Source organism: Hungatella effluvii, assembly GCF_003201875.1.
GTDB classification, from domain to species: Bacteria; Bacillota; Clostridia; order Lachnospirales; family Lachnospiraceae; genus Hungatella; species Hungatella effluvii.
This window is the reverse complement of the sequence record NZ_QJKD01000003.1, coordinates 554,554-580,412: the sequence shown is the minus strand read 5'-3', so window position 1 is coordinate 580,412 and position 25,859 is coordinate 554,554. Positions and strand designations below refer to the sequence as shown.

The 25,859-nt window shown below is 51.0% G+C and carries 21 protein-coding genes; 18 read left to right on the top strand and 3 right to left on the bottom strand.

Annotated features, from left to right (window positions below):
* Window positions 1–110 precede the first annotated feature (110 nt).
* The 7 genes from DFR60_RS08495 (at window position 111) to DFR60_RS08465 (ending at window position 7,486) form a co-directional block, all read left to right on the top strand.
* Window positions 111–1,505, top strand: coding sequence for an NCS2 family permease (locus DFR60_RS08495; protein WP_110322504.1), 1,395 nt, complete (start codon window positions 111–113; stop codon window positions 1,503–1,505).
* A gap of 207 nt (window positions 1,506–1,712) precedes the next feature.
* Window positions 1,713–4,001: a xanthine dehydrogenase subunit XdhA gene (xdhA, locus tag DFR60_RS08490; RefSeq protein ID WP_110322503.1), complete on the top strand. Its 2,289-nt coding sequence runs from the start codon at window positions 1,713–1,715 to the stop codon at window positions 3,999–4,001.
* Window positions 4,002–4,019: 18 nt separating this feature from the next.
* On the top strand, window positions 4,020–4,907 hold the full coding sequence (xdhB, locus tag DFR60_RS08485; protein ID WP_110322502.1) for a xanthine dehydrogenase subunit XdhB: 888 nt from the start codon (window positions 4,020–4,022) through the stop codon (window positions 4,905–4,907).
* Window positions 4,900–5,391, top strand: coding sequence for a xanthine dehydrogenase subunit XdhC (gene xdhC / locus DFR60_RS08480; RefSeq protein WP_002602682.1), 492 nt, complete (start codon window positions 4,900–4,902; stop codon window positions 5,389–5,391). Before xdhB ends, xdhC begins: the two co-directional genes overlap by 8 nt.
* 272 nt (window positions 5,392–5,663) lie before the next feature.
* Window positions 5,664–6,017 carry a DUF6896 domain-containing protein gene (locus tag DFR60_RS08475; protein WP_110322501.1) on the top strand — a complete coding sequence of 118 codons (354 nt, stop codon included), beginning with the start codon at window positions 5,664–5,666 and terminating at the stop codon, window positions 6,015–6,017.
* A gap of 15 nt (window positions 6,018–6,032) precedes the next feature.
* Window positions 6,033–6,536 carry a DUF6896 domain-containing protein gene (locus DFR60_RS08470; RefSeq protein ID WP_432764106.1) on the top strand — a complete coding sequence of 168 codons (504 nt, stop codon included), beginning with the start codon at window positions 6,033–6,035 and terminating at the stop codon, window positions 6,534–6,536.
* Window positions 6,533–7,486, top strand: coding sequence for a ketopantoate reductase family protein (locus DFR60_RS08465; RefSeq protein WP_110322499.1), 954 nt, complete (start codon window positions 6,533–6,535; stop codon window positions 7,484–7,486). The genes DFR60_RS08470 and DFR60_RS08465 overlap by 4 nt, the downstream gene beginning before the upstream one ends.
* A 65-nt stretch (window positions 7,487–7,551) precedes the next feature.
* On the opposite strand, the gene DFR60_RS31260 is transcribed toward DFR60_RS08465, so the two are convergent.
* Window positions 7,552–7,758 (bottom strand): DUF6783 domain-containing protein, encoded by a 207-nt coding sequence (locus DFR60_RS31260; RefSeq protein WP_341457932.1) that lies wholly within the window; start codon window positions 7,756–7,758, stop codon window positions 7,552–7,554.
* Here DFR60_RS31260 and DFR60_RS31255 point away from each other — a divergent pair.
* From DFR60_RS31255 to DFR60_RS08450, 3 genes are read left to right on the top strand one after another with little or no spacing between them, the layout of a single operon-like run.
* The gene (locus DFR60_RS31255; RefSeq protein ID WP_341457925.1) at window positions 7,696–7,902 is read left to right on the top strand and encodes a DUF6783 domain-containing protein; all 207 of its coding nucleotides are present in this window, start codon (window positions 7,696–7,698) and stop codon (window positions 7,900–7,902) included. The two genes, DFR60_RS31260 and DFR60_RS31255, sit on opposite strands and share 63 nt — an antisense overlap.
* A 42-nt stretch (window positions 7,903–7,944) precedes the next feature.
* The gene (locus DFR60_RS08455) at window positions 7,945–9,306 is read left to right on the top strand and encodes an 8-oxoguanine deaminase (protein WP_110322497.1); all 1,362 of its coding nucleotides are present in this window, start codon (window positions 7,945–7,947) and stop codon (window positions 9,304–9,306) included.
* A 10-nt stretch (window positions 9,307–9,316) separates the two neighbouring features.
* Complete coding sequence (locus tag DFR60_RS08450) at window positions 9,317–10,660, top strand: uracil-xanthine permease family protein (protein WP_110322496.1); 1,344 nt, start codon at window positions 9,317–9,319, stop codon at window positions 10,658–10,660.
* 248 nt (window positions 10,661–10,908) lie between these two features.
* On the opposite strand, the gene DFR60_RS08445 is transcribed toward DFR60_RS08450, so the two are convergent.
* Together DFR60_RS08445 and DFR60_RS08440 are read right to left on the bottom strand one after the other, a co-directional pair.
* Window positions 10,909–11,892 (bottom strand): PD-(D/E)XK nuclease family transposase, encoded by a 984-nt coding sequence (locus DFR60_RS08445; RefSeq protein ID WP_110322495.1) that lies wholly within the window; start codon window positions 11,890–11,892, stop codon window positions 10,909–10,911.
* 520 nt (window positions 11,893–12,412) lie between these two features.
* Window positions 12,413–13,405: a LacI family DNA-binding transcriptional regulator gene (locus DFR60_RS08440; protein WP_110322494.1), complete on the bottom strand. Its 993-nt coding sequence runs from the start codon at window positions 13,403–13,405 to the stop codon at window positions 12,413–12,415.
* A 399-nt stretch (window positions 13,406–13,804) separates the two neighbouring features.
* Here DFR60_RS08440 and DFR60_RS08435 point away from each other — a divergent pair, with 399 nt between their 5' ends.
* The 8 genes from DFR60_RS08435 to DFR60_RS08400 all read left to right on the top strand — a co-directional run bounded on the left by DFR60_RS08435 (window position 13,805) and on the right by DFR60_RS08400 (window position 25,806).
* On the top strand, window positions 13,805–15,046 hold the full coding sequence (locus DFR60_RS08435; RefSeq protein WP_110322493.1) for an extracellular solute-binding protein: 1,242 nt from the start codon (window positions 13,805–13,807) through the stop codon (window positions 15,044–15,046).
* 12 nt (window positions 15,047–15,058) lie between these two features.
* A complete protein-coding gene (locus DFR60_RS08430; protein WP_110322492.1) occupies window positions 15,059–16,435 on the top strand; it encodes a carbohydrate ABC transporter permease in 1,377 nt (458 codons plus the stop codon).
* A 1-nt stretch (window position 16,436) separates the two neighbouring features.
* Window positions 16,437–17,303 carry a sugar ABC transporter permease gene (locus tag DFR60_RS08425; protein ID WP_002602691.1) on the top strand — a complete coding sequence of 289 codons (867 nt, stop codon included), beginning with the start codon at window positions 16,437–16,439 and terminating at the stop codon, window positions 17,301–17,303.
* Between the two features lie 23 nt (window positions 17,304–17,326).
* Window positions 17,327–19,399: a type I pullulanase gene (gene pulA / locus DFR60_RS08420; protein ID WP_243005005.1), complete on the top strand. Its 2,073-nt coding sequence runs from the start codon at window positions 17,327–17,329 to the stop codon at window positions 19,397–19,399.
* A complete protein-coding gene (locus DFR60_RS08415) occupies window positions 19,368–21,320 on the top strand; it encodes an amylo-alpha-1,6-glucosidase (protein WP_110322491.1) in 1,953 nt (650 codons plus the stop codon). Before pulA ends, DFR60_RS08415 begins: the two co-directional genes overlap by 32 nt.
* A gap of 20 nt (window positions 21,321–21,340) precedes the next feature.
* Window positions 21,341–23,599 (top strand): glycogen/starch/alpha-glucan phosphorylase, encoded by a 2,259-nt coding sequence (locus DFR60_RS08410; RefSeq protein WP_110322538.1) that lies wholly within the window; start codon window positions 21,341–21,343, stop codon window positions 23,597–23,599.
* Between the two features lie 69 nt (window positions 23,600–23,668).
* Complete coding sequence (locus tag DFR60_RS08405) at window positions 23,669–25,294, top strand: glycoside hydrolase family 13 protein (RefSeq protein WP_110322490.1); 1,626 nt, start codon at window positions 23,669–23,671, stop codon at window positions 25,292–25,294.
* A 158-nt stretch (window positions 25,295–25,452) separates the two neighbouring features.
* Window positions 25,453–25,806, top strand: coding sequence for a DUF1801 domain-containing protein (locus tag DFR60_RS08400; RefSeq protein ID WP_110322489.1), 354 nt, complete (start codon window positions 25,453–25,455; stop codon window positions 25,804–25,806).
* Window positions 25,807–25,859: the final 53 nt, after the last annotated feature.

Sequence of the window (25,859 nt, the reverse complement as noted above, 5' to 3'; positions counted from 1 at the left end):
TAGAATTTCGAGAAGTTACCATATACGAAAGAAACCAATATATACTGAGCTGCGTGGGGCTGCTCTGCTATATAAACGAAAATCATTCAACTATCAAGGAGGTAGGAAGTATGGAAACGAAGGGAAACGAGAACTTTTTTGAGAAAGTGTTCCACTTGTCGGAAAACCACACGGACGTCAAAACCGAAGTTGTAGCCGGTATTACCACATTTATGACCATGGCATACATACTTGCAGTAAACCCGAGCATCTTAAGTGCGACTGGTATGGACAGCGGCGCCATATTCACGGCGACTGCACTGGCGGCACTGGTAGCGACTCTGTTAATGGCAGCATTTGCAAACTATCCGTTTGTACTTGCACCAGGTATGGGATTAAATGCGTACTTTGCATACACCGTTGTTTTGAACATGGGTTACACCTGGGAGATGGCTCTGGCAGCTGTATTCGTAGAAGGTCTTATCTTCATTCTTCTGTCACTGACCAATGTGCGGGAAGCGATCTTCAACGCAATCCCGATGAACTTAAAACACGCGGTATCCGTAGGTATCGGTCTGTTCATCGCATTTATCGGCCTTCAGAACGCGAAAATCGTTGTGGACGGCGCCACACTTGTTTCTGTTTACTCCTTCAAAGGTGCTTTAACGGATGGAACCTTCAATTCCGTAGGAATTACAGTTTTATTAGCAATCATCGGTATTCTTATTACCGCAATTTTAGTTGTTAAGAATGTAAAGGGCAATATCTTATGGGGAATCCTGGCAACCTGGATTCTTGGCATGATCTGCCAGGCGGTCGGCTTATATCAGCCGAATCCGGAACTTGGCATGTACAGCGTATTCCCGGATTTATCCTCCGGTTTCGGTATCAAGAGCATGGCTCCGACGTTCTTCAAACTGGACTTCTCAAGAGTATTATCTCTTGACTTCCTGGTAGTTATGTTCGCGTTCTTATTCGTCGATATGTTCGATACGCTGGGAACGTTAATCGGTGTAGCTTCCAAGGCCGACATGCTTGATAAAGACGGAAAGCTTCCGCATATCAAGGGCGCTTTGATGGCAGACGCTGTTGGTACATCCGTAGGCGCATTATTCGGTACTTCCACCACCACAACCTTCGTAGAGAGCGCTTCCGGCGTTTCCGAAGGCGGCAGAACAGGTTTAACGGCAGTAGTAGCAGCCATTTTATTCGGCTTATCCTTATTCCTGTCCCCGATCTTCTTAGCGATTCCGTCCTTTGCAACGGCACCGGCTCTGGTAGTAGTAGGATTCTTAATGCTTACTTCCATTACGAAGATCGACTTCAACGATTTTACAGAAGCAATTCCATGCTACATTGCAATCATCGCCATGCCGTTTATGTACAGCATTTCTGAAGGTATTGCCATGGGCGTTATCTCCTATGTCGTCATCAATCTGGTTACGGGTCACGCAAAGGAGAAGAAGATCAGTACGCTGATGTATGTTCTGGCGGTACTGTTTGTACTAAAATATATATTGATTTAATAATATATAGAGCAACTAAAAATAGCAACCTGAGCAAATCAGGAGAACCGGTCATGTAGACATTGTCAAACGGGCTGGCGGCGACATCACTTTGATGGATGAAATTGTCCTGAAAAAGTCTCGTCGCTGCCAGCCTTTCTTATTTTTTAAGAACAGGGGCCGGAGCCTGATTAGCAGGAAAATAAAAGAAACAGGAGGTAGGATACCATGGGAGTTGGTAATAACATGGTCCGCGTTGACGCCATCGAGAAAGTGACCGGCGGCGCCAAATATACGGCGGATTTGGAACCAAAAGGACTTCTTGTGGCTAAGGTCGTAAGAAGCACAATTGCCAATGGTGTAGTAAAAAGCTTTGATTTGGAGGCAGCTCTGGCTGTGCCGGGAGTCGTCAAGATTGTTACGTGTTTTGACGTTCCGGATATTCAGTTCCCGACACCGGGACATCCCTGGTCTGTGGAGACCGCGCACCAGGATATTGCAGACAGAAAGCTGTTAAACACCAGAGTCCGCGTCTACGGTGACGACATCGCTGCGGTAATCGCAGAGGATGAGATCGCGGCAAGCCGTGCGGCGCGTCTGGTGAAGGTGGAGTATGAGGAGTACGAACCCATGCTTACCGTCGAGGCTGCCATTGCGGAAGGAGCCACGGTTCTTCATGAGGAGAAGCCGGGCAATGTAATCGCCCATTCCAGCTTTGTAGTAGGGGAAGGAACCTATCAGGAGGCTGTGGAAGGCGAGGACGTGGTAGAGATCGATCATGTCTATGCGACGCAGAGCGTTCAGCACTGCCATATCGAGACTCCAATTTCCTTTGCTTACATGGAAAAAGGAAGGATTGTTGTGACGACTTCTACGCAGATTCCTCATATTGTACGCCGTGTCATCAGCCAGGCGCTGGGAATTCCGGCCGGTGAAATCCGCGTGATCAAGCCGTACATCGGCGGCGGATTCGGCAACAAGCAGGATGTCCTTTATGAACCGTTAAATGCGTTCCTCTGCACCCAGGTGGGCGGAAGAGGCGTACGCATGGAGATATCCAGGGAAGAGACGCTGGCCTGCACGAGAGTGCGTCATGCGATTAAGTGCCACGTTAAGGCGGCTGTCAAAAAGGATGGCACGCTGGTGGCGAGAAAATTTGAGGCATACTCCAACCAGGGCGGTTACGCTTCTCACGCTCACGCCATTGTGGCAAACACATCCAATGAGTTCAAGCAGATTTACCACGACGAGAAGACGCTGGAATCCGACGCTTACACCGTCTATACGAATATTGCCACGGGCGGCGCCATGAGAGGCTACGGAATTCCGCAGGCTGCATTTGCGGCGGAGTGTATGGCCGATGATCTGGCTGTGGCTGTTCATATGGACCCACTGGAATTCAGAATGAAAAACTGCATGCCGGAGGGCTATGTGGATCCTCATACCCACGTTGCATGTAATACATACGGCTTAAAGGAATGTATGGAAAAAGGCCGGAACTATATTCATTGGGACGAAAAACGGAAAGAGTATGAGAACCAGACCGGTCCCGTCAGAAAAGGAATCGGTATGGCGATCTTCTGCTATAAGACAGGCGTTTACCCGATCTCTCTGGAGACTGCTTCCTGCCGTATGGTTTTAAATCAGGACGGCTCCATGCAGCTGCAGATGGGCGCTACGGAGATCGGACAGGGCGCGGATACCGTATTTACCCAGATGGCCGCGGAGACCACCGGTATTACGGAGGACAAAGTTCATATTCTCTCCACGCAGGATACCGATATTACACCGTTTGATACGGGCGCTTACGCATCCCGACAGACGTATGTCAGCGGTATGGCGGTGAAGAAGGCCGGACTCATTTTCAAGGACAGAATCCTGGATTATGCGGCATATATGCTGGATAAAGAGAAAGACACCATGGATATCCAGAATAACGTGGTTGTCGATAAGGAGAGCAGGGAGAAGCTTCTCGATATGGCGGAGCTTGCGACGACGGCGTTCTACAGCCTCGACCGCTCGATCCACATCACTGCGGAGGCGACCAGCCACTGCAAGGATAATACCTTTGCAACGGGCGCCTGTTTCGCAGAGGTGGAAGTGGATATGCCTCTTGGCAAGGTGAAGGTGACCAACATTGTCAACGTTCACGACAGCGGCGTGCTGATCAACCCGAAGCTGGCTGAAGCACAGGTTCACGGCGGCATGAGCATGGGACTTGGATACGCGCTCAGTGAAGAACTCCTCTTTGATAAGAGCGGCAGGCCGTTAAATGACAACCTGCTGGATTACAAACTGCCTACCTCCATGGACACGCCGGATCTCCACGTGCAATTTGTGGAACTGGACGATCCGACGGGTCCATTTGGAAATAAAGCGTTAGGTGAGCCGCCGGCTATTCCGGTCGCACCGGCCATCCGGAACGCAGTGTTAAACGCAACTGGTGTAGCGGTAGATTCCCTGCCTCTTGACCCGCAGAAGCTTGTGGCTCATTTTAAGGCAGCGGAACTGATCTAGAAGGGACGGTGATATTCCATGTATGATATTGAAAAATTATACCAGGCAAAAGATATAGGGGATGCGATCCGTGCCTTAAAGGAAGACCCCGAGGCCGTCGTCATTTCCGGCGGCAGCGACGTGCTCATTAAGGTAAGGGAAGGCAAGCTTGCCGGATGTTCCCTGGTCAGCATTCACGGAATCAAAGAACTGGAAGGTGTGAGAATGGAAGAGGACGGCACCATCGTCATCGGTCCGGCGACCACATTTTCCCATGTAACCAATAACAGGATTATTCAGAAATATATCCCGATTTTAGGGGATGCCGTGGACCAGGCTGGCGGACCGCAGCTGCGCAACATCGGTACGGTGGGCGGCAATGTCTGTAACGGTGTGACCAGTGCGGACAGCGCCTCATCCTTCTGCTGCCTCGACGCGGTCTTAGTCGTCGAAGGACCGGAGGGAGTGCGGGAGATTCCGATCCGCGAGTGGTATACCGGTCCTGGAAAGACGGTAAGGCAGCACGACGAGATACTGACAGCCATCCGGATTCGGAAGGAGTCCTACGAGGGCTTTGGCGGCCATTACATCAAATACGGCAAGAGAAACGCCATGGAGATCGCCACCATGGGCTGCGCGGTTACAGTAAAGCTGACCGAAGATAAGATGCACATTGAAGAAATACACATCGGCTACGGAGTCGCCGCTCCGACCCCGATCCGCTGTTTCAAGGCAGAGGAAAAGGTGAAAGGCATGGAAATCGGAAACGAGCTGTTTGAGACTCTGGGCAAGAGTGTCCTGGAGGAAGTGAATCCGCGTACCAGCTGGAGAGCTTCCAAGGAATTCCGTTTACAGCTCATTGAAGAGATGGCAAAACGTGCCCTGAAACAGGCGATTATAAATGCAGGGGGTGAATGCGATGCTTAAGATTGTTCATATGATTGTCAACGACAAAGAGGTCGAGGTGGCGGTAGACGACAGGGAATCCTTACTGGAGACGCTGAGGGACCGTCTGGGCCTTACCAGCGTGAAGAAAGGCTGTGAGGTTGGAGAGTGCGGCGCCTGTACCGTCTTGGTGGACGGCGAGGCCATCGACAGCTGTATCTACTTAACCATGTGGGCGGAAGGACGCCGGATCATGACGGTAGAGGGCTTAAAAGGTCCTAACGGCGAGCTGAGCACGATCCAGAAGGCATTTGTGGAAGAAGCGGCCGTACAGTGCGGCTTCTGTACGCCGGGTCTGATCATGACCGCGGTGGAGATCGTGGGAACCGGAAAACGGTACAACCGCGAGGAATTGAGAAAGATGATATCCGGCCATCTCTGCCGGTGTACGGGATATGAAAATATCTTAAACGCCATGGAGAGAATCGTGGAAGAGACTTATAAGGTGGTTGGCAAAGAGGATTAAAGGGAGAAGCGTGTTACTGTTTTCATAGAGCTTCATTATGTTTTTGATTGTTTCGAAGAGAGAAAAAGCCGGAGCGGCGACATTTGGGAGAGTGTCGCCGCTCCGGCTTTTTTTGTGAGGTGAGGTGCGGAGAAGGGGAAGAATGGACGGCTGGTGTGATGTTTAGACAGGTTTCGGAAAAATGATGCGGAAGCAGACTGTCAGACACGGCATTTCTATGGTATGATAGATGAAACTAAAGTGACACATCTAAGAAAACGAGGACAGAGCGTATGGAAGACGGGCTGAGAACCGTGATGAAAGAATACATCGATCAGGTAAACGACGTTTGCCTCCGTTTGCTGGCTGGCCTCTGCCTGAAATCCAAAGCGGATTTTCTGTGTAGCAGAAAGCTGCGCTGGGGCATCGAGTATGAGATCAACGGAACGAAGTATCTGCTTCATGGGGCCGGATGCCGGGCCTGTGACGGGGAACGGTATCCAGTACTGCATTGCGTAATTAACTGTGATAAAACACCCGCTATCTACGCCAGAGCCGCGCCTGCAAAGCTAGCTGTAGGATCCGCTACGCCGTCGCTTTGCAGACACGCCTCTGACGCAGATATCAGGCATTTTATTCACAATTAATTACGCAATGCAGTACTGGACTGGAACTTTGGCTATGGAAGCAGATGGTGTGGAATAGACCCGTGGCTTCTCGCCAGGACGCTGGAACATAACCGGGATCCGCATACAGAATACTACGACGGAAACCGAGTGAAAGCGGAATGTGAACAGGCGGTATCGCTTGGCGAAATGTATCAGAAGCACAATCTCTATTACTTCACAATTCCTGCCAGCGAAACCTTTGAACCACAGTTTCCCAAAGAATTTGATACTCTGATCGTGGAACATTTTGAGGACCGGTGGGTGATCCCGAGGAACCGGCTGGTTGAGCGCTTCTTGAGAAAGAGCAGAAGGGTGTATAAGGAAATTGGCAGCAGCCTGAATAAATATACACTGAGATTCATGCTGGACGGGAAAGAGACAGGTACATTTCTGTACGATGATGTCTGTTATCCGGAGCGTGCGGTGACGATTATGAGAGAAATTCTGATAAACCTCGGGAGCGATACAGACAAACCACAGAGAATGGAGAACAGATGAAATATTTAATATACGGAGCAGGAACGATCGGAATAACCTATGGATGGCTGCTGTCTCAGAATCACGAGATCGACCTGCTGGTGAAGCCGGAGCACTATGAAGAACTGTCGGCAGGCGTGATTTTATCCATTAAGGACTTGAGGAAAAAGGCATCCTCTTACGAGAGCGTGACTTTTTATCCGAGCTGTGTGACGGAAGTGACAGACCATTACGACGGGATCCTTGTAACTGTTAACCGGTGCCAGCTGGCTGGCGTTCTGCCCCGTCTTTCAGAGCTGACTGAATATACAAAATATTTTGCATTTATGCAGAATAACTGGAACATTCAGGCGGAGATCGAGGCGTACTTATCGGCGGATCAGTATCTGATTGCGTTCCCTTCCAGCACGGGAGGCGGCCGCGATGAAGCCGGCTTAAAAGTCATCCTCTTCGATGAGGCAGTAAGGCTGGGCGGAAAATGCCGGACCGGGCTTGGCGACATACAGACAGCGCTGAATCAGTCCGGGATTCGTACGGTGTTCGATAAAAATATCTTTGACTGGATGAAGGTCCACTATTTGCAGCAGTCTATTACGGCGGGCGCTGTGCTGGAGAGCGGGGATTACGGCTCATTTGCGAGTGACTATCGGGCCGTCAAGAAGGTGGTCAAGGCGTTTCGGGAGGGGATTGGTGTGTGCCGGATGCAGGGAGTCGATACGAATAAGACATTTCCGGCCGGTCTGTTCAAACTCCCGACATTTGTGGCAGCCCATATCATGCAGAACATGTTTTTAGAGGCCAACACCAGGGAGATGGTGGAAAACCATATGAAGAAGGGGCTCCCGGAATGGGCGGCAGGCTATCAGGAGATCTTAAACGCCGGAACATGCTGCGGACTGCCTATGACGGTATGGAGATCGTACGATGAGGCGGTGGAAAAGTACTGCCTGGAACAGACATTGAAATGTTAAAAATGCACAAAAAAGCGGACGATTTTTTATTAGATTATACAGATTGCAGGAAATGTGACTGTCTGCTATACTAACACACAGTAAGAATTGCACCTTGATAAGTACATCTCTATATGGCTGTTTAAAACATAGCTGGGTTCACGCGGCATATTTTCTCCCAATTTATATTCGGCGGCATTAGAGTGTGTTTGAAAATTGCTTTCTGCCAGATGTGCGTCACAGTTTGCGGGAGATTTGCCCCGAATGAGGGAAGCGTAGTGGGCTACGTTGATCGAGTGAGGGGTAAATATACCGCAAAGTGGGGCGTGCAGATGGCAGAAATGAATTTTCAAACACGCTCTGGTCTTGACGATATGAAGGGACGAATCGTGAGCGTCCCTGTCCGCCAGCAGTATACCAGAAGTATAGTTGTATGAAACAATGCATATTTTTACGTAAAAAATTCAGGAGGAATTGAAATGGCAGAAACTCTATTGATGAAAAACGTAAAGTATCTTGTGACATGTGACGACAACGACAGGTTTATGACGGATATTAACATGCTGGTGACAGATGGGGTAATTACCTACATTGGAACAGAAGAAAAAACAGCTGATAAAATAATGGATGCGTCCCGGATGGTTGTCTATCCGGGACTTATTAATTCCCATCATCATTTATATCAAACCTTCACAAGAAATCTTCCACAGGTACAAAACATGGAACTCTTTCCATGGCTGAAAACTTTATATGAGATATGGAAGGGCATCGACGGCGACAGTGTCTATTACAGCTCCTTAACTGGAATGGGGGAGCTGTTAAAGACTGGCTGCACGACGTGCTTAGACCATCACTACGTGTTTCCGGAGCACAGCGCCGGAGCACTTCTTGACGCGCAGTTTGCGGCGGCGGACGCCCTGGGAATCCGGATGGCGGCCACGCGGGGCAGCATGGATTTGAGCGTGAAGGACGGGGGACTGCCTCCGGACAGCGTGGTTCAGACGATCGATGAGATTTTAAGGGATTCGCAGGCGGTGGTTGAGAAGTATCATGATTCTTCCAGGTATTCCATGCATACCGTTGCGCTGGCGCCTTGTTCGCCGTTCAGCGTGACCGGCGGTCTCTTAAGAGAATCAGCGGCCTTGGCCCGCAGCCTGGGAGTCCGCCTCCATACGCACCTGGCGGAGACGAAGGACGAGGAGGCGTTCACCCTGGAGCATTACGGCATGCGTCCGCTGGCCTATATGGAGAGCCTGGGATGGATCGGAGACGATGTCTGGTATGCTCATGGAATCCATTTTAACACAGAGGAACTGGAACTTCTGGCAGCGACGGGGACTGGAGTGGCCCACTGCCCTGTCTCCAACATGAAGCTTTCCTCAGGCATTGCCAGAATCCCGGAAATGCTGCGGATGGGAGTAAAAACCGGACTGGCCGTAGACGGAAGCGCCAGTAACGACGGCTCCAATATGCTGGAGGAGATGCGGGTGGCCTATCTGCTTCACCGCCTGAATTCCAGCAGTGGGGCTCCATCCGGTTACGATATCTTAAAGATGGCTTCGAGAGGGAGCGCATCGATTCTCGGGCGAGAGGAACTGGGACATTTAGCCGTGGGGATGGCGGCGGATTTCTTTGCCATAGCCCTGGACCGCATCGAGTTGGTCGGCGGACAATACGACCCGAAATCACTGCTGTCCTGTATCGGATTCAAAGGTGCTGTGGATTATACGGTTGTGAACGGGAAGGTCGTGGTAGAGCAGGGCCGTCTCGTAAATGTGGAAGAGGAAAAGATCGTATCGAAGGCCAACGCGGCTGTGGAAAAACTTCTGAATATAAAGTGAGGATCGTGAGATGAATGAGAAAAGAAATGCTTCGGTTTTTGATTTAAATGGAATACCCAAAATGTCCCAGACACTGCCCCTGGCGCTCCAGCATGTGGTTGCCATGATCGTAGGCTGTGTGACGCCGGCCATCATCGTCGCGGGAGTGACAGGTGCCAGCCGGGAGGACCAGATTATCCTGATCCAGGCGGCGCTGCTCATATCCGCGGTTGCGACGCTGATCCAGGTGTTTCCTGTCCATAAATACTGCGGCTCCGGCCTTCCCGTCATTATGGGCGCCAGCTTTGCATACATACCCATGCTGATATCGCTGGGAAGCAGGTTTGACCTGCCCACCATTTTCGGCGCGCAGCTGGTGGGCGGCGCGGTTGCGATCCTGGTCGGTGTCTTCTATAAGAAGATCAACGCGCTGTTTCCACCCATAGTGACGGGGACTGTGGTCTTTACGATTGGTCTTTCCCTGTATCCGACGGCGGTGAATTACATGGCCGGCGGCACGGGAGCGGCGGACTTTGGAAGCCCTCTTAACTGGGCAATCGCCCTTTTTACGCTGGGCGTCGTACTTTTCTGCAATCACTTTACAAAAGGAATCACGAAAATGGCATCGATCCTGATCGGGATGGCCTGCGGCTACGTTCTGGCCCTTGTGCTGGGAAAGGTTTCCTTCGCGCCCGTTGCGGAGGCGGGCTGGTTTCAGATCACGACACCGCTGCACTTTGGCATTAAATTTGAACTTACCTCGATCATATCGATGACAATTATGTGTATTGTGGGATCGGTAGAGGCAATCGGGGACTTTACCTCCACCGCGGGATGCGGCCTGGACCGGGAGGCTACGGAGAATGAGATGTGCGGAGGGATTATCGGGAATGGAATCGCCTGCATTCTTGGCGGTCTGTTTGGCGGAATCCCCACAGCGACATTCAGCCAGAACGTGGGAATTGTCATTATGACAAAGGTGGTAAACCGGTTTGTGATCGGTATGGCGGCTGTCATCATCCTTCTGGCCGGATTTATTCCGAAGTTCGCCTCGCTGCTGACGACCATCCCCTCCTGCGTGCTGGGCGGCGCGACGGTGTCTGTCTTCGCCATGATCGCTATGACAGGAATTAAGCTGATCGTGAAGGAAGAGCTGACCGCCCGCACCATCTCGATCGTGGGCCTGTCCGTTGCCGTCGGTATCGGTGTGATCCAGGCGCCGGGCTGTCTGGGACTGTTCCCGGACTGGGCCAGAACCATATTTGGGGAATCGGCGGTCGTGATGTCCAGTATCATGTCGATTGCACTGAATTTGATCCTTCCGAGGGAAGAGGCGGAAGCGGAAGCGCGGGTGTATGAGGCGGAGAGGGCTTAAGAAGCTTTCGTTTGGAAAATGTGATTTTTCTTTGGGTGGCGTAGCATAAAAAACGCCTTTTATATAACGAATAGGACATAATGTATAAAGCCGTCTTGTATTGACAAGGCGGCTTTATACAGTTCTCATCGGCAGCAAACGTGGATTCGAGGGCCTAGTACAGCGTTGCATAATTCACCGAAACTTACGCAATGCTGTACTGGTATGCCCCAATGCAGTAAGCTTATCTGCAATCGATAGAGATTCCTTTACTTCTCGATATTACCATTCAGTCTGATGATTTCCTGACGCAGGCGCTCCAGCTCATCATCTTTCCGCTCCAACGCTTCTGCAAGTCTTCTGATCTCTTCCTGCTGTTCCTCAATCATCAGTTCCACTGTATTCTTATCATACATGGCCAGCGTCTCATTGTACATCGCAATCAACTCCTCCGGTTCCCTTTGAAATGCAGCTATTTCTTTATATAGTTCCAGAAAAGCGGGATACGTCTCAATCACTCGTTTTATGTCTTCTGGTTCATCCGTGCTCAAAAAATACAGCCACGCATCCAGCTCTTTATCTATATTGTGAGTGATTTCCTTAAAAATGTCAAGCGCTATAAAGATATATTCCTGCAGCAGATTCAGCTCCAGTCCTGTGTCAAATTTTTGACTGGAGCGATGGATGTACTGGTCCGGAACCTTATGAAATTCAGACGAACTGTTCTCCACCAATACGATCGTATAGACCTTCCGGAGGTCGCGGTATGAAAACTTTTTCTTCTTCCTGCTCTTTTGCCGGTCATATTGACGAATGACCAGATCCGAGGAATAGCAGGCGCTTCTCTGTCCAGGAAAGCGGTATCCCACCTTCTGAATCTCCACATTGGCCAACGCACCATTTTCCAGTTCCACAACGATATCCATGATAATTAACGACGCCTCGGCCGCCAGACGTCTGGACTGGGAAGGAAGAACCTGTTTTACCGTTACTTTCTGTCCAATAATAACCGTCAGCAGGCGGGACAATCGTTCCCCGTGAAGTACGGGATCAAATATGTGTTTAAAAAACGGGTCATATGTGATCTTTACCCCTTTTGCGCCCCTGACAATGTCAAAAATCTCCCTTTTGTAGTCTTCGGTCAGGTTTAAATACGCTTCATAGGCCGGCGACGTCTCCAGAATTCTCCGAGCCTCCTTTTCGGGCAGCACAATACCGCCCATACCGTTTGACAGATACTCTGTGTTTTTCATACGCATGATCTCCTTTTTCAGATGTGTTTGAGTGAATAGATTGGCGAAATGCCAGATAATCAGAATGAACGGAAGAGGTTCCGCTCATAAAGTGAATGTATTTATTATAGCAGAGTAACAGGGAAAATGGAACAGAAAGATTAGAAATAATGCCCCATACAATCCAACTGCGTTACAGTTCACTCCCCACCAGGGGCACCGCAGTCCGGTTCGGCCAGGCAGGCTTCCTCAGCATTTCCAGTTCCGGTTTCGGGCATAAGAAGTTCTAAACGTGCAGAATTTTTCTAAAAACCGGGTGAAATTCCCAAACTCGCTGCGCTCAGACAAGTGGGAATTTCACCTGAACGAAAAATTTTGCGCGTTAAGAACTTCTAATACCCTGCAAAGTCACAGGAAAGGCTGAGGAAGCCTGCCCGGCCGAACCGGACTGCGGTGCCCCTGGTGGGGAGTGAACTGTAATCCAACTGCCCCGGTAAACAGGAGGAACAATTGGAATGCATGGGGCTGCGTACTGTCTGCCCTATTTCCTTTCGCCGCAGGAGCTTCTCAATATCAACTGCGGATGCAGCAGGATCGTACCGATGGGAACGCCGTTCAACAGGCTGTCCAGCGCGTAGTATCCGCACTTTCCCAGCTGAGGGCGGTCCTGGCGGATCGTGGTTAAGGGGGGCGCCGTGTAGGGGCTCATCGGCAGATCATCGAAACCGATGATGCTTAAGTCCTCGGGAATCTTCTTTCCCAGCTCCTGGCACTGAACCATGGCCGCGTTGGCCAACTGGTCGTGGCTGCAGATGATGGCGGTTGCACCGCGTTCCAGAAGCCGCGGCAAATGCTTCTGAATGCATTCGGAAATGTAATAGGAGCTTCCGGACAGCTGAGGATCGGTTGGAAGGCCGTTTGCCTTAAGCGCTGCGAAGAAGGCCCGGTGGCGTACTAAAAAGACGTGGGAGCCCAGCGCCCCGCTTAAGTACCCGATCTTCTTGTGACCCAGGCTCTTTAAATGGTTCACCGCCAGCTCCATCCCCTCGTCATTATCCACGGCGACGCTGGCGACGGAGGGATTCCCCATGACATAGTTGTCAAACAGAACCGCGGGAGTGCGGCTTGTCTTAAAATCCGCGATCCAGGGTTCGCTTAAGGAGATACCCATGACCAGGGAGCCGATATAATCGTTTTCCAGCATGAACACGTCGTAGGGCGTGGTCTTCTGCAGGCTTTTGGTGATGGGAATTACGTCCACGGTTAAGCCGGCCGGCTCGGCCATCTGGCGAAACCCCATAATGATGTCGTAGCCGAAGTGACCGGGCGAGGTGTATTCCATATTATAAATAAGGACGCAGACCTTCTTGGAAACATTTCTTTTTCTGCGAAGTTTTGTGTATCCCATCTCGACTGCCGTCTCTAAAATTGTTTTTCGTAAAGTTTCGCTAATGTCGGGGGCGTCACTCAGGGCTTTGGATACTGTACCCTTGGAAATCCCCAGTTTATCAGCAATATCCGCTATCGTTACCATATTCTTCTCCAGTTCTTCCCGATAATTCAGTCAGTCATTCCGGCTGCTTTCCAGTCCATTATATATAAAATAATGAAAAAATGCAATAAAAGATACAAAATTAAAATAAGAATTTTCGACTTGTTTCGTCTGAATGCCAAAATGCTAAAACAAATGAACCGTTCTTTCGTTGAAAAATAGAAGGAGGAAGAGAAGAAAATTAGATAAAATTCCTTAAAATAGTCTTGACGAACAGAAAAAGATGGAGTATGATACAAATATACGAAACTAAACGAAACTTTTAAAGAGAGTCACTGCACCTCAGCTTGAAATAATCTCGACATATGCCGGTGACATGTATCACATGCAGAAGACAGAAAGAACGGTCTCTGCGTGCTTATAACAAGGAGGAAGATGGGAATGAAGAGAGAGTTGGGATTAACGCTCACCCTGGCGGCGGCAGCCGTGATGACCGCCGGAATGCTTGGCGGCTGTGGAAAGGCATCATCGGGACAGGGAGGAAGGGAAGAGGTCAGACTGATGGTGTGGTCGCCTTCCGAGGACCAGTCGAAGGACAGCGGCCAGTGGCTGCAGACGAGCTGCGAACAGTTTGCGAAGCTGCATCCGGAATGGGATATCACGTTCGTGTATGGAGTCGCTGACGAGGCTACGGCCGCCAATCAGGTGGCGCAGGACGCGGAGGCCAGCGCAGACGTGTTCATGTATGCCAACGACACCTTAACGATCATGACAGACGCCGGAGCATTGGTGAAGTTCGGCGGAAAGTACCGGGAAGAGATCGAATCGACAAACTCGAAGGAAGTCATCAATTCCGTGACCATGGACGGTGATTTGTATGGTGTTCCGTTTACCACCAACACCTGGTTTATGTATTACGACAAGAGCGTATTTTCTGAGGAAGACATTAAGAACCTGGATCAGATGCTGACAAAAGGCGTGGTTTCCTTTCCATTTACCAACTCCTGGTATTTACCTTCCTTTTATATAGGAAACGGCTGCTCCCTGTTCGGGGACGGAACCGATGAGTCGCAGGGGGTCGATTTCGGCGGAGAGAAGGCACTGGAAGTAACCAACTACTTAGTTGACTTAATTGCCAATCCGAATTTCCGGGTGGACGCGGATGGCTCGGGAATGGCCGGTCTCCGGGACGGAAGCATACAGGCCATTTTCTCCGGCTCCTGGGATATGGCGTCGGTGAAAGAGATCCTCGGGGACAACATGGGCGTGTCAGCCCTTCCCGCCTATACGTTAAACGGCGAAGAGCGGCAGATGACGGCGTATGCCGGTTCCAAGGCGATCGGAGTGAATCCGGAGTCGTCCAATATGGTTCCAGCGGTCCAGCTTGCCGTGTACTTAGGCTCTGCGGAGGCACAGAAACTTCACTATGAACTGAGAAATGTGGTTCCGTGTAACTTAGAGCTGATGGAGGAACCAGCCATTGCCAGTGATGCGCTGGTGGCGGCACAGAATGACACCTTCAACCGTACGTCGATCCTTCAGCCGTTCGTAGCGGCCATGAATAACTGCTGGGTTCCGGTGGAGAACATGGGTAAGGGGATCCGGAATGGGAACGTAACCCACGAGAATGCAGGGGAACAGACGGAAGCCATGAATGCTGCGATGAACAGTAATGGAATTTAGGGGGACAGATCAATGGGAAAGTTAACGGGTAAATTAGAATTTGCAGCAGCCTGGTCCTTCCGGGAGGCGCTTAGAAACGGCGGTGCAGAGACGAAACTCTCCATGGTTTTGATGGGACTTGGAAATATTGTACATAAACAGGTCGCCAAGGGCCTGATCTACATGGCAATCGAAGCGGCTTACGTGGTTTTTATGATTATGACCGGCTTTCACTGTATCTCCATGCTGGGAAGTCTCGGCACCGTGGGGCAGCAGGTAGTCTGGGACGAGGTGAACCAGGTCTACTTATATACGAAGGGAGACCAGTCTGTGCTGATCCTGCTGTATGGAGTGGCAGTACTGTTTCTGACCGTACTCATGGCGGCCGCATGGCACGGCGCAGTGAAGAGCGCCTATAAGGCCGAGTGCCTCGATAAGGCGGGAAAGCATGTAAACAATTTCGCGGAAGATTTAAAGAGTCTGCTCCATGAGAATTTATACCGCCTCTTCATGACGCCGCCGCTGACCTTTATCTTCGGGTTTACCGTGCTGCCGCTGATCTTCATGATCTGTATGGCGTTTACCAATTACAGCAAAATCGACAACCACCTGGTTCTGTTTGACTGGGTCGGCCTCGATAATTTCCGGGCGTTGTTTGATTCCAGCAGTATCCTGGGAAGTACCTTCTGGTCAGTCCTGTCATGGACTCTGGTGTGGGCGTTTTTTGCCACCTTCACCAACTATATCTTCGGTATGATCCTCGCGATTGCCATCAACCGGAAGGAGACGAAGGCCAAAGGCTTCTGGCGGTTCTGTTTCGTCCTTTCCTGCGCGGTTCCCATGTTCGTATCGCTGCTGATTATGAGAACGATGCTGCAGCCTAACGGTGCCGTTAATGTGCTCCTGAGAAATATCGGGCTGATCGGAGTCGATGCCAGCCTTCCGTTTTTTACCAATCCAACCTGGGCCCGCGTAACCATTATCGTCATCAATATCTGGGTCGGAGTTCCCTACACGCTGCTTCAGCTGACCGGCGTCCTTCAGAGCATCCCGGCCGACGTATACGAGGCAGCCAGAGTGGACGGCGCCAATGCTTTCCAGACCTTCTTTAAGATCACTCTTCCGTATATGCTTTACATTACCACACCGTACCTGATTGCCACCTTTACCGGCAATGTCAATAATTTCAATGTCATCTACTTATTATCCGGCGGCGATCCGGTGACGGATTTAGCCTCTACGGCGGGCAAGACGGACCTTCTCGTCACCTGGCTCTATAAGCTGACGATTGATAAACAGTATTACAACATCGGCGCAGTCATCGGTATCCTGACGTTTATCATTCTGGCCGTGGGAGCGCTGCTCACGTACCGCAACAGCAAATCCTATAAAGATGAGGAGGCATTCTAGTATGAAAAAAATGAGATCGGCAAAACAGGTTAAGACGGTAAATAATATCCTGGTTCACACGGCTCTTGCCATTCTGGCGGCAGTCTGGGTGTTTCCCATCATCTGGGTGGTGCTCACCAGCTTCCGTGCGGAAAAGGGCTCCTATGTGTCCACCTTCTTTCCGAAGGCGTATACGCTGGCAAACTATACCAAGCTTTTCACAGATACGACAATTTTAAACTTCCCCCGTATGTTTGCCAATACACTGTTCATTGCGGTGTGCTCCTGTATTCTGTCCACGTTCTATGTGCTGGCGGTATCCTACTGTCTCTCCCGGCTTAAGTTCCGTATGAGAAAGCCGTACATGAACATGGCAATGATTCTGGGGCTGTTTCCGGGCTTCATGTCCATGGTGGCGGTGTATTTTATCCTGAAGGCTCTTGGATTGACAGAAGGCAATCTGATCCGCCTGGCGCTCATACTCTGTTATTCCGGAGGTGCGGGACTGACATTTCAGATTGCAAAGGGCTTCTTTGACACGGTTCCACGCGCCATCGACGAGGCGGCTTTGATCGACGGCTGCAACCGCTGGCAGATCTTTTCGAAGATTACGCTTCCGCTAAGCAAACCCATTATCATCTACACGGTGCTGACCTCCTTTATCTCACCATGGGTGGATTTTATCTTCGCAAAGGTAATCTGCCGCGCCAATTCAGACCAGTATACGATAGCGATCGGCTTATGGAGAATGCTGGAAAAGGAATATATTGACAACTGGTATACCAGCTTTGCGGCCAGCGCGGTACTGATATCCATACCGATTGCGATCCTGTTTCTGTGTATGCAGAAGTATTATGTAAATGGCATGTCCGGCGCAGTGAAAGGGTAACGCAGCATCAGGAAGGCTGAGGAATGACTATGACGACGAAGAAAATGACAGCAAGAGAGCTGAAACGCTTCTATGCGGACAGCACATTTAAGAAAAATTACATCTATGACGGCCATGACCTGGGCGCTGCCTGCGGCAGTGACGGGACTGTGTTCAAGCTGTGGAGTCCGGTCGCGGACCGGGTGGAACTCCATCTCTACCCGGATGGGGAAGAGAGCGGCTGTATTCGTTCCGTTTCCATGGAACAGGGAGAGAAAGGCGTATGGATGTACCGGACGGAGGAACGTCTTCACGGTACGTATTACGATTACGATGTGAGCATCGGCCATGAGACGCGCCGGACCGCTGACCCGTATGCGAAAGCCTGCGGAATCAACAGCAGACGCAGTATGGCGGTGGAGCTTGGAAAGACAGACCCGGAAGGCTGGGAATCGGACCAGGCTCCGAAAAAGCAGCGTGAGGATATTATCTACGAGCTTCATGTGAAGGAGTTTTCCTGGGACGGGAGCGCTGGATTTCCGGAGGAATTAAGGGGAACGTACCGGGCATTTACGGTGGAGGATACCACTCTGTTCGGGGATGGCATCCATCCAACCGGAATCCGGTATTTAAAGGAGCTGGGCGTTACCCATATCCAGCTGATGCCGGTCTATGATTTCGGCTCCGTAGATGAGGCCGGAGACAGGGACCAGTTTAACTGGGGCTATGATCCGGTCTGCTACAATGTGCCGGAAGGCTCCTATTCCACCGATCCCGCCCACGGGGAGGTGCGGATAAAGGAACTGAAGGAGCTGGTGCAGACGCTGCACCGGAACGGTTTTCGGGTCATCATGGACGTGGTTTACAACCACACCTACTCGGCGGACTCTTCCTTCCAACGGGTTGTGCCATGGTATTACTACCGCCAGGAGGAAGACGGAACGCTCTCCGACGGCTCTGGATGCGGCAATGATTTTGCCGCCGAGAGGGAGATGGCCGCGTCATTTATACTGGACTCGGTCCTTTACTGGACAGAGGAATACCATATGGACGGCTTCCGATTTGATCTGATGGGACTGCTTCCGACGGAGCTGATGAACCGGATTCAGGAAGAGCTGGATAAGCGGTACGGCATGGGTGAGAAGCTGATCTACGGGGAGCCGTGGGCTGCCAGCGAGACGCCCATGGAACCCGGATTTCATCAGGCTTTGAAAGAAAATGAAAAGAGACTGAATCCCCGCGTCGCCATGTTCTGCGACAACACGAGGGATGCGGTTAAGGGCCACGTGTTCGAAGCTATGGAACCCGGTTTTGTAAATGGCGGGGAAGGACTGGAGCGGGAGATCATGCACGCGGCTTCAGCCTGGTGTGACAGGGGCGGGGCATTCCACGCTGGTTCGCCGGAACGGGTCTTAAGCTACGTTTCGGCCCACGATAACCTGACGCTCTGGGATAAACTGATCCTTTCCATGACCCGTAACGATCACTCGCTGGCACTGCACATGAGCCGCTGTGACAGGAAAGGCTTTTATGAAAGACCGGAGGAGGTCATGCGGGCGTATAAGCTGGCGGTTTCTGTGTATTTTACATGCCAGGGACGCTTATTCTTCCTTTCGGGCGAAGAGTTTGCGCGGACGAAAGAGGGAGATGACAACAGCTTTGAAGCTCCCATTTCCCTGAACCGCCTGGACTATAAACGGGCGTATGAATTCGAAGAGCTGGTTCAATTTTATAAAGACCTGATTGCACTGAGAAAATGCCTTCCGGGCCTCTGCGATAAATCGGAGGAAGCCGGAAAACGTATTTTTAGGAAGAATGCAAACCGAAAGGGCATCGTCAGCTTCCAGGTGGATAACCGATGCAGGGGAGAGGGGCTCTGCGACACGCTCTTTATCGCCTACAACAGCCGCCGCCGCCCGGTGAAGGTGACACTTCCGGAAGGGGAGTGGGAAGCATTTTTAAAGGATGGAGACAGCGGGATGTGGAGACGGACGCAGAGAGAGACGTATTCGGGCCTTCTGATTCTGCCGCCGGTTTCCGCAGTTATCATGGGACAGAAAACAGAGGTCAAAAGGAGGCAGCGCGATGAAGTTTGTATACGGGAAACAGGATTTTAAAACACTGAAGCGCGGTCAGGAGAACTGTTATCTGCTGACCAACGGGCTCGGAGGCTTCTCGTCGGAAACCGTGATCGGCTCAGCCGCCCGCAACGACCATGCATTTTTCATGGCCTGCACGAAAGCGCCGAATCACAGGTATCACATGATTCACAGACTGCGTGAGCGGCTGGTCACGGCAGAGGGCGCGGTATATCTCTCCAGCCAGGAGTTCGCAGACGGAAAGGAACCGGAAGACGGATACCTTCGTCTGTCCTCCTTTCAGTTCGAGGATTGTCCTGCGTGGATGTACCACACGGCCGGAGTCGAAGTTAGAAAGACAGCGGCCATGAAACAGGGGGAGAATACAATTGCCGTTCGGTATGAGATTCAGAATCACAGGAGAGAGGCGTGTACTCTTGAGGTGACTCCTTTCCTGCAGTTTGTAAAGAAGGGGGAAGATCTGGACATGGATCAGGCGTTTTCCTGCTCTGACGGCCGGATCCGTTCGGCGGGAATGGACCTCTATTTTTCAACAGACGGTATGGTGACTGCCTTCAAACCGGTTTATGAGAGGTACTACTACGCTTATGACGCCTGCGACGGACGGAGGGAGACCGGCAGGGCGCTGGCCAACCATGCGGTCAGTCTGACGGCTGGAGCCGGGGCCTGTTCCAGTCTGGAAATCGTATACTCCTTGGAACCGGTGACGGAAACTGCGGAAGCCATACTGGAAGGCGCAGTCCGATATCGCCGGGAGCTGGAGAAGCAGGCGGGGTTTCAGTCTGAGGCAGCTTCCATGCTGGCTAAGAGCGCGGCACAGTTCATCGCCCTCCGGGAATCCACCGGGGGAGATACAATTCTGGCAGGATATCCGTTTTTCGAGGACTGGGGCCGGGATACTATGATTGCTCTGGGCGGATGCGCTCTGGCGACTGGGCGGTTCGAGACGGTAAAGAGCATTTTAAAGACATTTTTGAAGGCGGAGAAGAACGGGCTGATGCCGAATCTCTTTCCCGAAGGCGGCAGCGAGCCCATGTACAACACGGTGGATGCGGCGCTTCTTTTTATCAACAGCGTTTATCTGTATTTTGAGAGGACAAATGACATATCCTTTGTAAGAGAGTGCTATCCGGTCATGGAGCATATCGTGAAGCGGTACGAGGAAGGGACGGATTTTGGTATTCACATGGACGAAGACGGACTGATCGCAGCGGGACATGGCTTTGACCAGGTAACCTGGATGGATGTGCGGATTGGCGACATACTCCCCACACCGCGCCACGGGAAACCGGTGGAGATTAACGCTTACTGGTATAACGCGCTGCGGATAATGGAGAGATTGGGCGGGATCGACTCCGCCGCTCACTACGGCCGTCTGGCGGAGCTTGTAAAACAGTCTTTCAATGAAAAATTCTGGCTGGAGGAAAAACACTGCTTAAAAGATGTGATCTCCGGGACAGAGGACGGCGGCAAAACGGACGCTGACAATCAAATCCGCTGTAACCAGATCTGGGCGGTCTCCATGGCTTTTTCCATGCTTTCACCGGAAAAAGAGAAACAGGTGGTGGAAACTGTGGCGGAAAAGTTGTATACTCCTTATGGACTGAGAACTCTCTCAGAGGATGAGAAGGAGTTCAAGCCATTTTACGGAGGCAGCCAGCTTGACAGGGATTTGGCGTACCATCAGGGGACGGTCTGGGTGTTTCCGCTGGGCGGATATTACCTCGCATATCTGAAAGTACATGGATACAGCAGGGAGGCGAAAGCGGAAGTATGCCGCCAGCTGGAGGTTTTGGAAGGCGCCATGCGGGAAGGATGCGCAGGGCAGCTGCCTGAGATTTATGACGGAAAAAATCCCGTTTCTTCGAAGGGCTGTTTTGCCCAGGCGTGGAGTGTGGGAGAAATCCTCCGTGTATATGAAGCTTTGGAAAAAGTATAAGTAAAGGAGAATCGATGATGATGGAACAGGAATTAAATAAAGTTCTGGGCGAAAGATTTGGAAAAACTCTTGAGGAAGCCTGTATGGAGGAAATCTACCATGCGCTTCTTACCATCGTAAAGGGTAAGATGAAGGACCTCGAAAAGAATACTGGCAGCAGGAAGCTCTACTATATTTCGGCAGAATTTTTAATTGGAAAGCTGCTTTCCAACAACTTGATCAACCTCGGCCTTTTTGATGAGACGGCGGAAGTCTTAAAGAAGCATGGAATCGATATTGCGGATATCGAAGAGGCGGAGACAGAGCCATCTCTGGGAAACGGCGGCCTCGGAAGGCTGGCGGCCTGCTTCCTCGACTCGATTGCGACGCTGAAGCTGCCAGGCGACGGCGTGGGCTTAAATTACCATGACGGCCTCTTTAAACAGACCTTTGCAGACCATAAGCAGAGGGAAGAGAAGAACCCGTGGATGACAGGGGACGACTGGCTTACAAGGACGGACGTACGGTTTGAAGTGCCGTTTAAGGATCTTACCGTGACTTCCACCATGTATGACATTGATGTACCAGGCTACGAAGGCGGAAAGAATTCCCTCCATTTATTCGATTTAGACTCGGTGGATGAATCCATCATCCATGATGGAATCGAGTTCGATAAAGAAGATATCCGGCGCGGTCTGACTCTCTTCCTCTATCCGGACGACAGCGACGAGAAGGGACAGCTTCTGCGCATCTACCAGCAGTATTTCATGGTAAGCAACGCGGCTCAGCTGATTTTAAAAGAGACGGAAGAGCGTGGATTTGATCTGTACCATCTCCACGAGCATGTAGTCATTCAGATCAACGATACCCATCCGACCATGGTGATCCCGGAACTGGTCCGCCTCCTGATGGCAAGAGGCTTTAACATCGACACAGCCATCGATGTGGTGAGAAAGACGTGTGCGTACACCAACCACACCATCCTGGCAGAGGCCCTGGAAAAATGGCCGGCTTCTTATTTGGAAAAGGTGGTTCCGCAGCTGATGCCGATTATCCGGGAGCTGGATAAGAGGGTGAGGCGCGATTTCCATGATGAGAAGGTCTATATCATCGACGAGCAGGAACGTGTTCATATGGCTCATATCGATATCCATTACGGACAGAGCGTCAACGGCGTTGCGGCCCTCCATACACAGATTCTCGAGGAATCAGAGTTGAAGCCGTTTTACGATATTTACCCGGGAAAATTCAATAATAAGACGAATGGCATCACATTCCGCAGATGGCTTCTGCACTGCAACCATGAGCTGGCTTCCTATATTGAGGAGCTGATCGGATCCGGCTATAAGATTCACGCGGAGGAGCTGGAAAAACTCCTTGACTTTCAGGATGACGAGGCAGTTCTGGACCGTCTCCGCCAGATCAAGCAGAATGCAAAGCTGGACTTAAAGAAGTATTTGAAGAGCACCCAGGGAGTCGAGATTGACGAAACTTCCGTTTACGATATCCAGGTGAAGCGTCTCCACGAATACAAGCGCCAGCAGATGAATGCGCTTTACGCCATTTATAAGTATCTGGAGATCAAGAAGGGCAATCTGCCGAAGCGTCCCATTACCATGATTTTCGGAGCTAAGGCGGCCCCGGCCTATACGATTGCCAAGGATATTATCCATTTAATTCTCTGTCTGCAGGAGCTGATCGACAGCGATCCGGAAGTGAGTCCGTACTTAAAGGTCGTGATGGTGGAGAATTACAATGTGAGCAAGGCTGCGAAGCTGATTCCGGCCTGCGACATTTCCGAGCAGATTTCCCTGGCTTCCAAGGAGGCGTCCGGAACCGGCAACATGAAGTTTATGTTAAACGGCGCGGTGACTCTGGGAACCGAGGATGGCGCCAATGTGGAGATTCATCAGCTTGTGGGCGACGATAACATCTATATTTTCGGAAAATCCTCCGATGAGGTTATTAAGCTCTATGAAACCAGCGGTTACTGCTCCAGAAAGATTTATGAGAGCGACAGCCTCGTGGAGGAGCTGGTGGACTTTATTATCAGCAAGAAGATGATCTTAACCGGCGATCCGGTTAATTTAGGAAGACTTTATAAAGAACTGGTTTCCAAAGACTGGTTTATGACACTTCTGGATGTGAGAGAGTACATCGCGGTGAAAGAGCAGATGCTGGCGGATTACGAGGATGAGCGTTCCTGGGCCCGCAAGTCCCTGGTTAATATTGCGAAGGCCGGATACTTCTCTTCAGACAGAACCATTGAGGAGTACAATAAGGATATCTGGCACCTGTAAAACGGAAGGTTTACGCTGCAAAGTGAGCGTGAACGGGAGCGATAATACGCTGGAGGAAATGGAAAGACTATGGCAGACAGAAATGAGCAAAAATGGTGGAAAACATCGGTGATCTATCAGATTTATCCCAGAAGCTTTAAGGACAGCGACGGCGACGGAATCGGAGACTTGAACGGAATCATAGAAAAACTGGATTATCTGGAGGAACTGGGGATCGACGCCGTCTGGCTTTCACCTGTGTGTAAGTCACCTCAGGACGACAACGGATATGATATCTCGGATTATCAGGATATCGATCCGCTGTTCGGCAGCCTCCAGGACATGGAACGCCTGATTAAAGAGGCGGGAGAGCATGGGATTAAGATCATCATGGATCTGGTCTTAAACCATACGTCGGATGAACACCGGTGGTTTTTAGAAGCGAAGAAGAGTAAGGATAATCCCTACCATGACTACTACGTCTGGCGCGACGGTGAGGAGGGTGTTCTTCCCAATGACATGAGAGCCTGTTTCGGCGGCCCGGCATGGGAGTGGGTACCGGAACTGTCACAGTACTATTTTCATCAGTTCTCCGTCAAACAGCCGGATTTAAACTGGGAAAATGAAGCTGTACGGAGGGAAATCTACGAGATGATCCTCTGGTGGATGGACAAAGGCGTGGGCGGCTTCCGCCTGGACGTCATCGATCAGATTGCCAAGGAACCGGACTTAAAGATAACGGGTAATGGACCGCGTCTTCATGAATTTATCCGCGAACTGAGCCGCGAGACGTTCCAGAAGGGCGATATCGTCACCGTAGGCGAATGCTGGGGCGCCGATACGGAGCGTGCAAAGCTCTACAGTGCGCCGGATGGAAGCGAGTTCTCCATGGTGTTCCAGTTTGAACACATCATGCTGGATTCCGTACCGGGCAGGGAGAAATGGGATCTGGCCCCCCTTCCTTTCGTAAAACTCAAGGAAGTTTTAAACAAATGGCAGTGTGAGCTGCAGGGGAGCGGCTGGAACAGCCTCTTCTGGGACAATCACGATCTGCCGCGGATCGTATCGCGGTGGGGCAATGACAAGGAGTACCGTACGGAGTCGGCTAAGATGCTGGCCACGGTTCTCCACGGCATGCAGGGAACGCCCTATATCTACCAGGGAGAGGAACTGGGCATGACGAACACGGACTATGAGATCGGAGAGTATCGGGACATCGAGACGCTTCATATGTATGAGGAACGTCTGGAAGCCGGGTATTCCAAGGAGGAGATCATGCGGTCCATCCACGCCAAAGGGCGGGACAATGCCAGAACGCCGATGCAGTGGAACTGCGGCGAGGGAGCCGGATTTACAGATGGAACTCCCTGGATCCGGATCAATGGGAATTACGGGGAAATCAACGCGGAAAGAGAACTGGCGGATCCTCAATCGGTCTTCCATTATTATAAGAGACTGATCCATTTAAGGAAAGAGTATCCTGTCTTTGTACATGGAAGCTTCCAACTGCTTCTGGAGGACGATCCGAATATTTTTGCATACGTAAGAGAATGGGAAGGCGTCCGCCTGCTGGTACTCTGCAATTTCTTCGGCAGTGAAACCTGGTGCTCTCTGAAGGAGATGTGGGAAGGAAAAAAATGGCTCCTGTGCAATTACCAGGATGCAGAGAATGAGGAGATTTTAAGGCCGTATGAGGCCCGGATGATTCTGCTTTAAGGAAGGAACGCTTTGGCTCGGCGGCTGAACCTGCGGGGGAGGCGCCGGGGCAGGGCGTTTTTTGCCTGGGAAAACCGAAGAGATACGGAGGTCGGCGAGAGGGGATATAATGGGGAAATTATAATCATAAAAATACATTCTAAAACGGAGGTCTGCCCATGAGCGCCAGTTCGGTAACAGAATACACAGATAACTTAAGTGAGGACGGAAAAAAGTATGTCAGCGATTTCATCGGATTCATGCGCAAACAGTATCCGCAGATCGATTCTAAAATATGCTTTTCAATGCCGATGTGGCTGGCGGGAGAAAAAATGAAGGACGGATATATCGCTGTCTCCGCGGCCAAAAATCATTTTTCCATCCATTTTTCAGAGGAAGGATATGTAACCAACATAGCCAGAATGGTACCTGCCTGTAAAACCGGAAAACAGTGTATCAATATCAAATATGGAGATGACGAGTCCTATCAGATCGTGAAGGATCACGTCAGGGATTTTTTGCTGCGCCAGTAACGGCTCATGGGGACTGTGCCCGCCGGAGTGTTCCGGCGCACACGGTCCCCATG

Coding starts and splice junctions, on each gene's coding strand:
- DFR60_RS08405 (WP_110322490.1), top strand. CDS start 23,669: ATGGCAGACAGAAATGAGCAAAAATGGTGGAAAACATCGGTGATCTAT.
- DFR60_RS08440 (WP_110322494.1), bottom strand. CDS start 13,405: ATGGTAACGATAGCGGATATTGCTGATAAACTGGGGATTTCCAAGGGT.
- DFR60_RS08465 (WP_110322499.1), top strand. CDS start 6,533: ATGAAATATTTAATATACGGAGCAGGAACGATCGGAATAACCTATGGA.
- DFR60_RS08445 (WP_110322495.1), bottom strand. CDS start 11,892: ATGAAAAACACAGAGTATCTGTCAAACGGTATGGGCGGTATTGTGCTG.
- DFR60_RS08430 (WP_110322492.1), top strand. CDS start 15,059: ATGGGAAAGTTAACGGGTAAATTAGAATTTGCAGCAGCCTGGTCCTTC.
- DFR60_RS08450 (WP_110322496.1), top strand. CDS start 9,317: ATGAATGAGAAAAGAAATGCTTCGGTTTTTGATTTAAATGGAATACCC.
- DFR60_RS08400 (WP_110322489.1), top strand. CDS start 25,453: ATGAGCGCCAGTTCGGTAACAGAATACACAGATAACTTAAGTGAGGAC.
- pulA (WP_243005005.1), top strand. CDS start 17,327: ATGACTATGACGACGAAGAAAATGACAGCAAGAGAGCTGAAACGCTTC.
- DFR60_RS08475 (WP_110322501.1), top strand. CDS start 5,664: ATGGAAGACGGGCTGAGAACCGTGATGAAAGAATACATCGATCAGGTA.
- DFR60_RS08415 (WP_110322491.1), top strand. CDS start 19,368: ATGAAGTTTGTATACGGGAAACAGGATTTTAAAACACTGAAGCGCGGT.
- DFR60_RS08455 (WP_110322497.1), top strand. CDS start 7,945: ATGGCAGAAACTCTATTGATGAAAAACGTAAAGTATCTTGTGACATGT.
- DFR60_RS08410 (WP_110322538.1), top strand. CDS start 21,341: ATGGAACAGGAATTAAATAAAGTTCTGGGCGAAAGATTTGGAAAAACT.
- DFR60_RS08435 (WP_110322493.1), top strand. CDS start 13,805: ATGAAGAGAGAGTTGGGATTAACGCTCACCCTGGCGGCGGCAGCCGTG.
- DFR60_RS08495 (WP_110322504.1), top strand. CDS start 111: ATGGAAACGAAGGGAAACGAGAACTTTTTTGAGAAAGTGTTCCACTTG.
- DFR60_RS31255 (WP_341457925.1), top strand. CDS start 7,696: ATGTGCGTCACAGTTTGCGGGAGATTTGCCCCGAATGAGGGAAGCGTA.
- xdhC (WP_002602682.1), top strand. CDS start 4,900: ATGCTTAAGATTGTTCATATGATTGTCAACGACAAAGAGGTCGAGGTG.
- xdhA (WP_110322503.1), top strand. CDS start 1,713: ATGGGAGTTGGTAATAACATGGTCCGCGTTGACGCCATCGAGAAAGTG.
- xdhB (WP_110322502.1), top strand. CDS start 4,020: ATGTATGATATTGAAAAATTATACCAGGCAAAAGATATAGGGGATGCG.
- DFR60_RS08425 (WP_002602691.1), top strand. CDS start 16,437: ATGAAAAAAATGAGATCGGCAAAACAGGTTAAGACGGTAAATAATATC.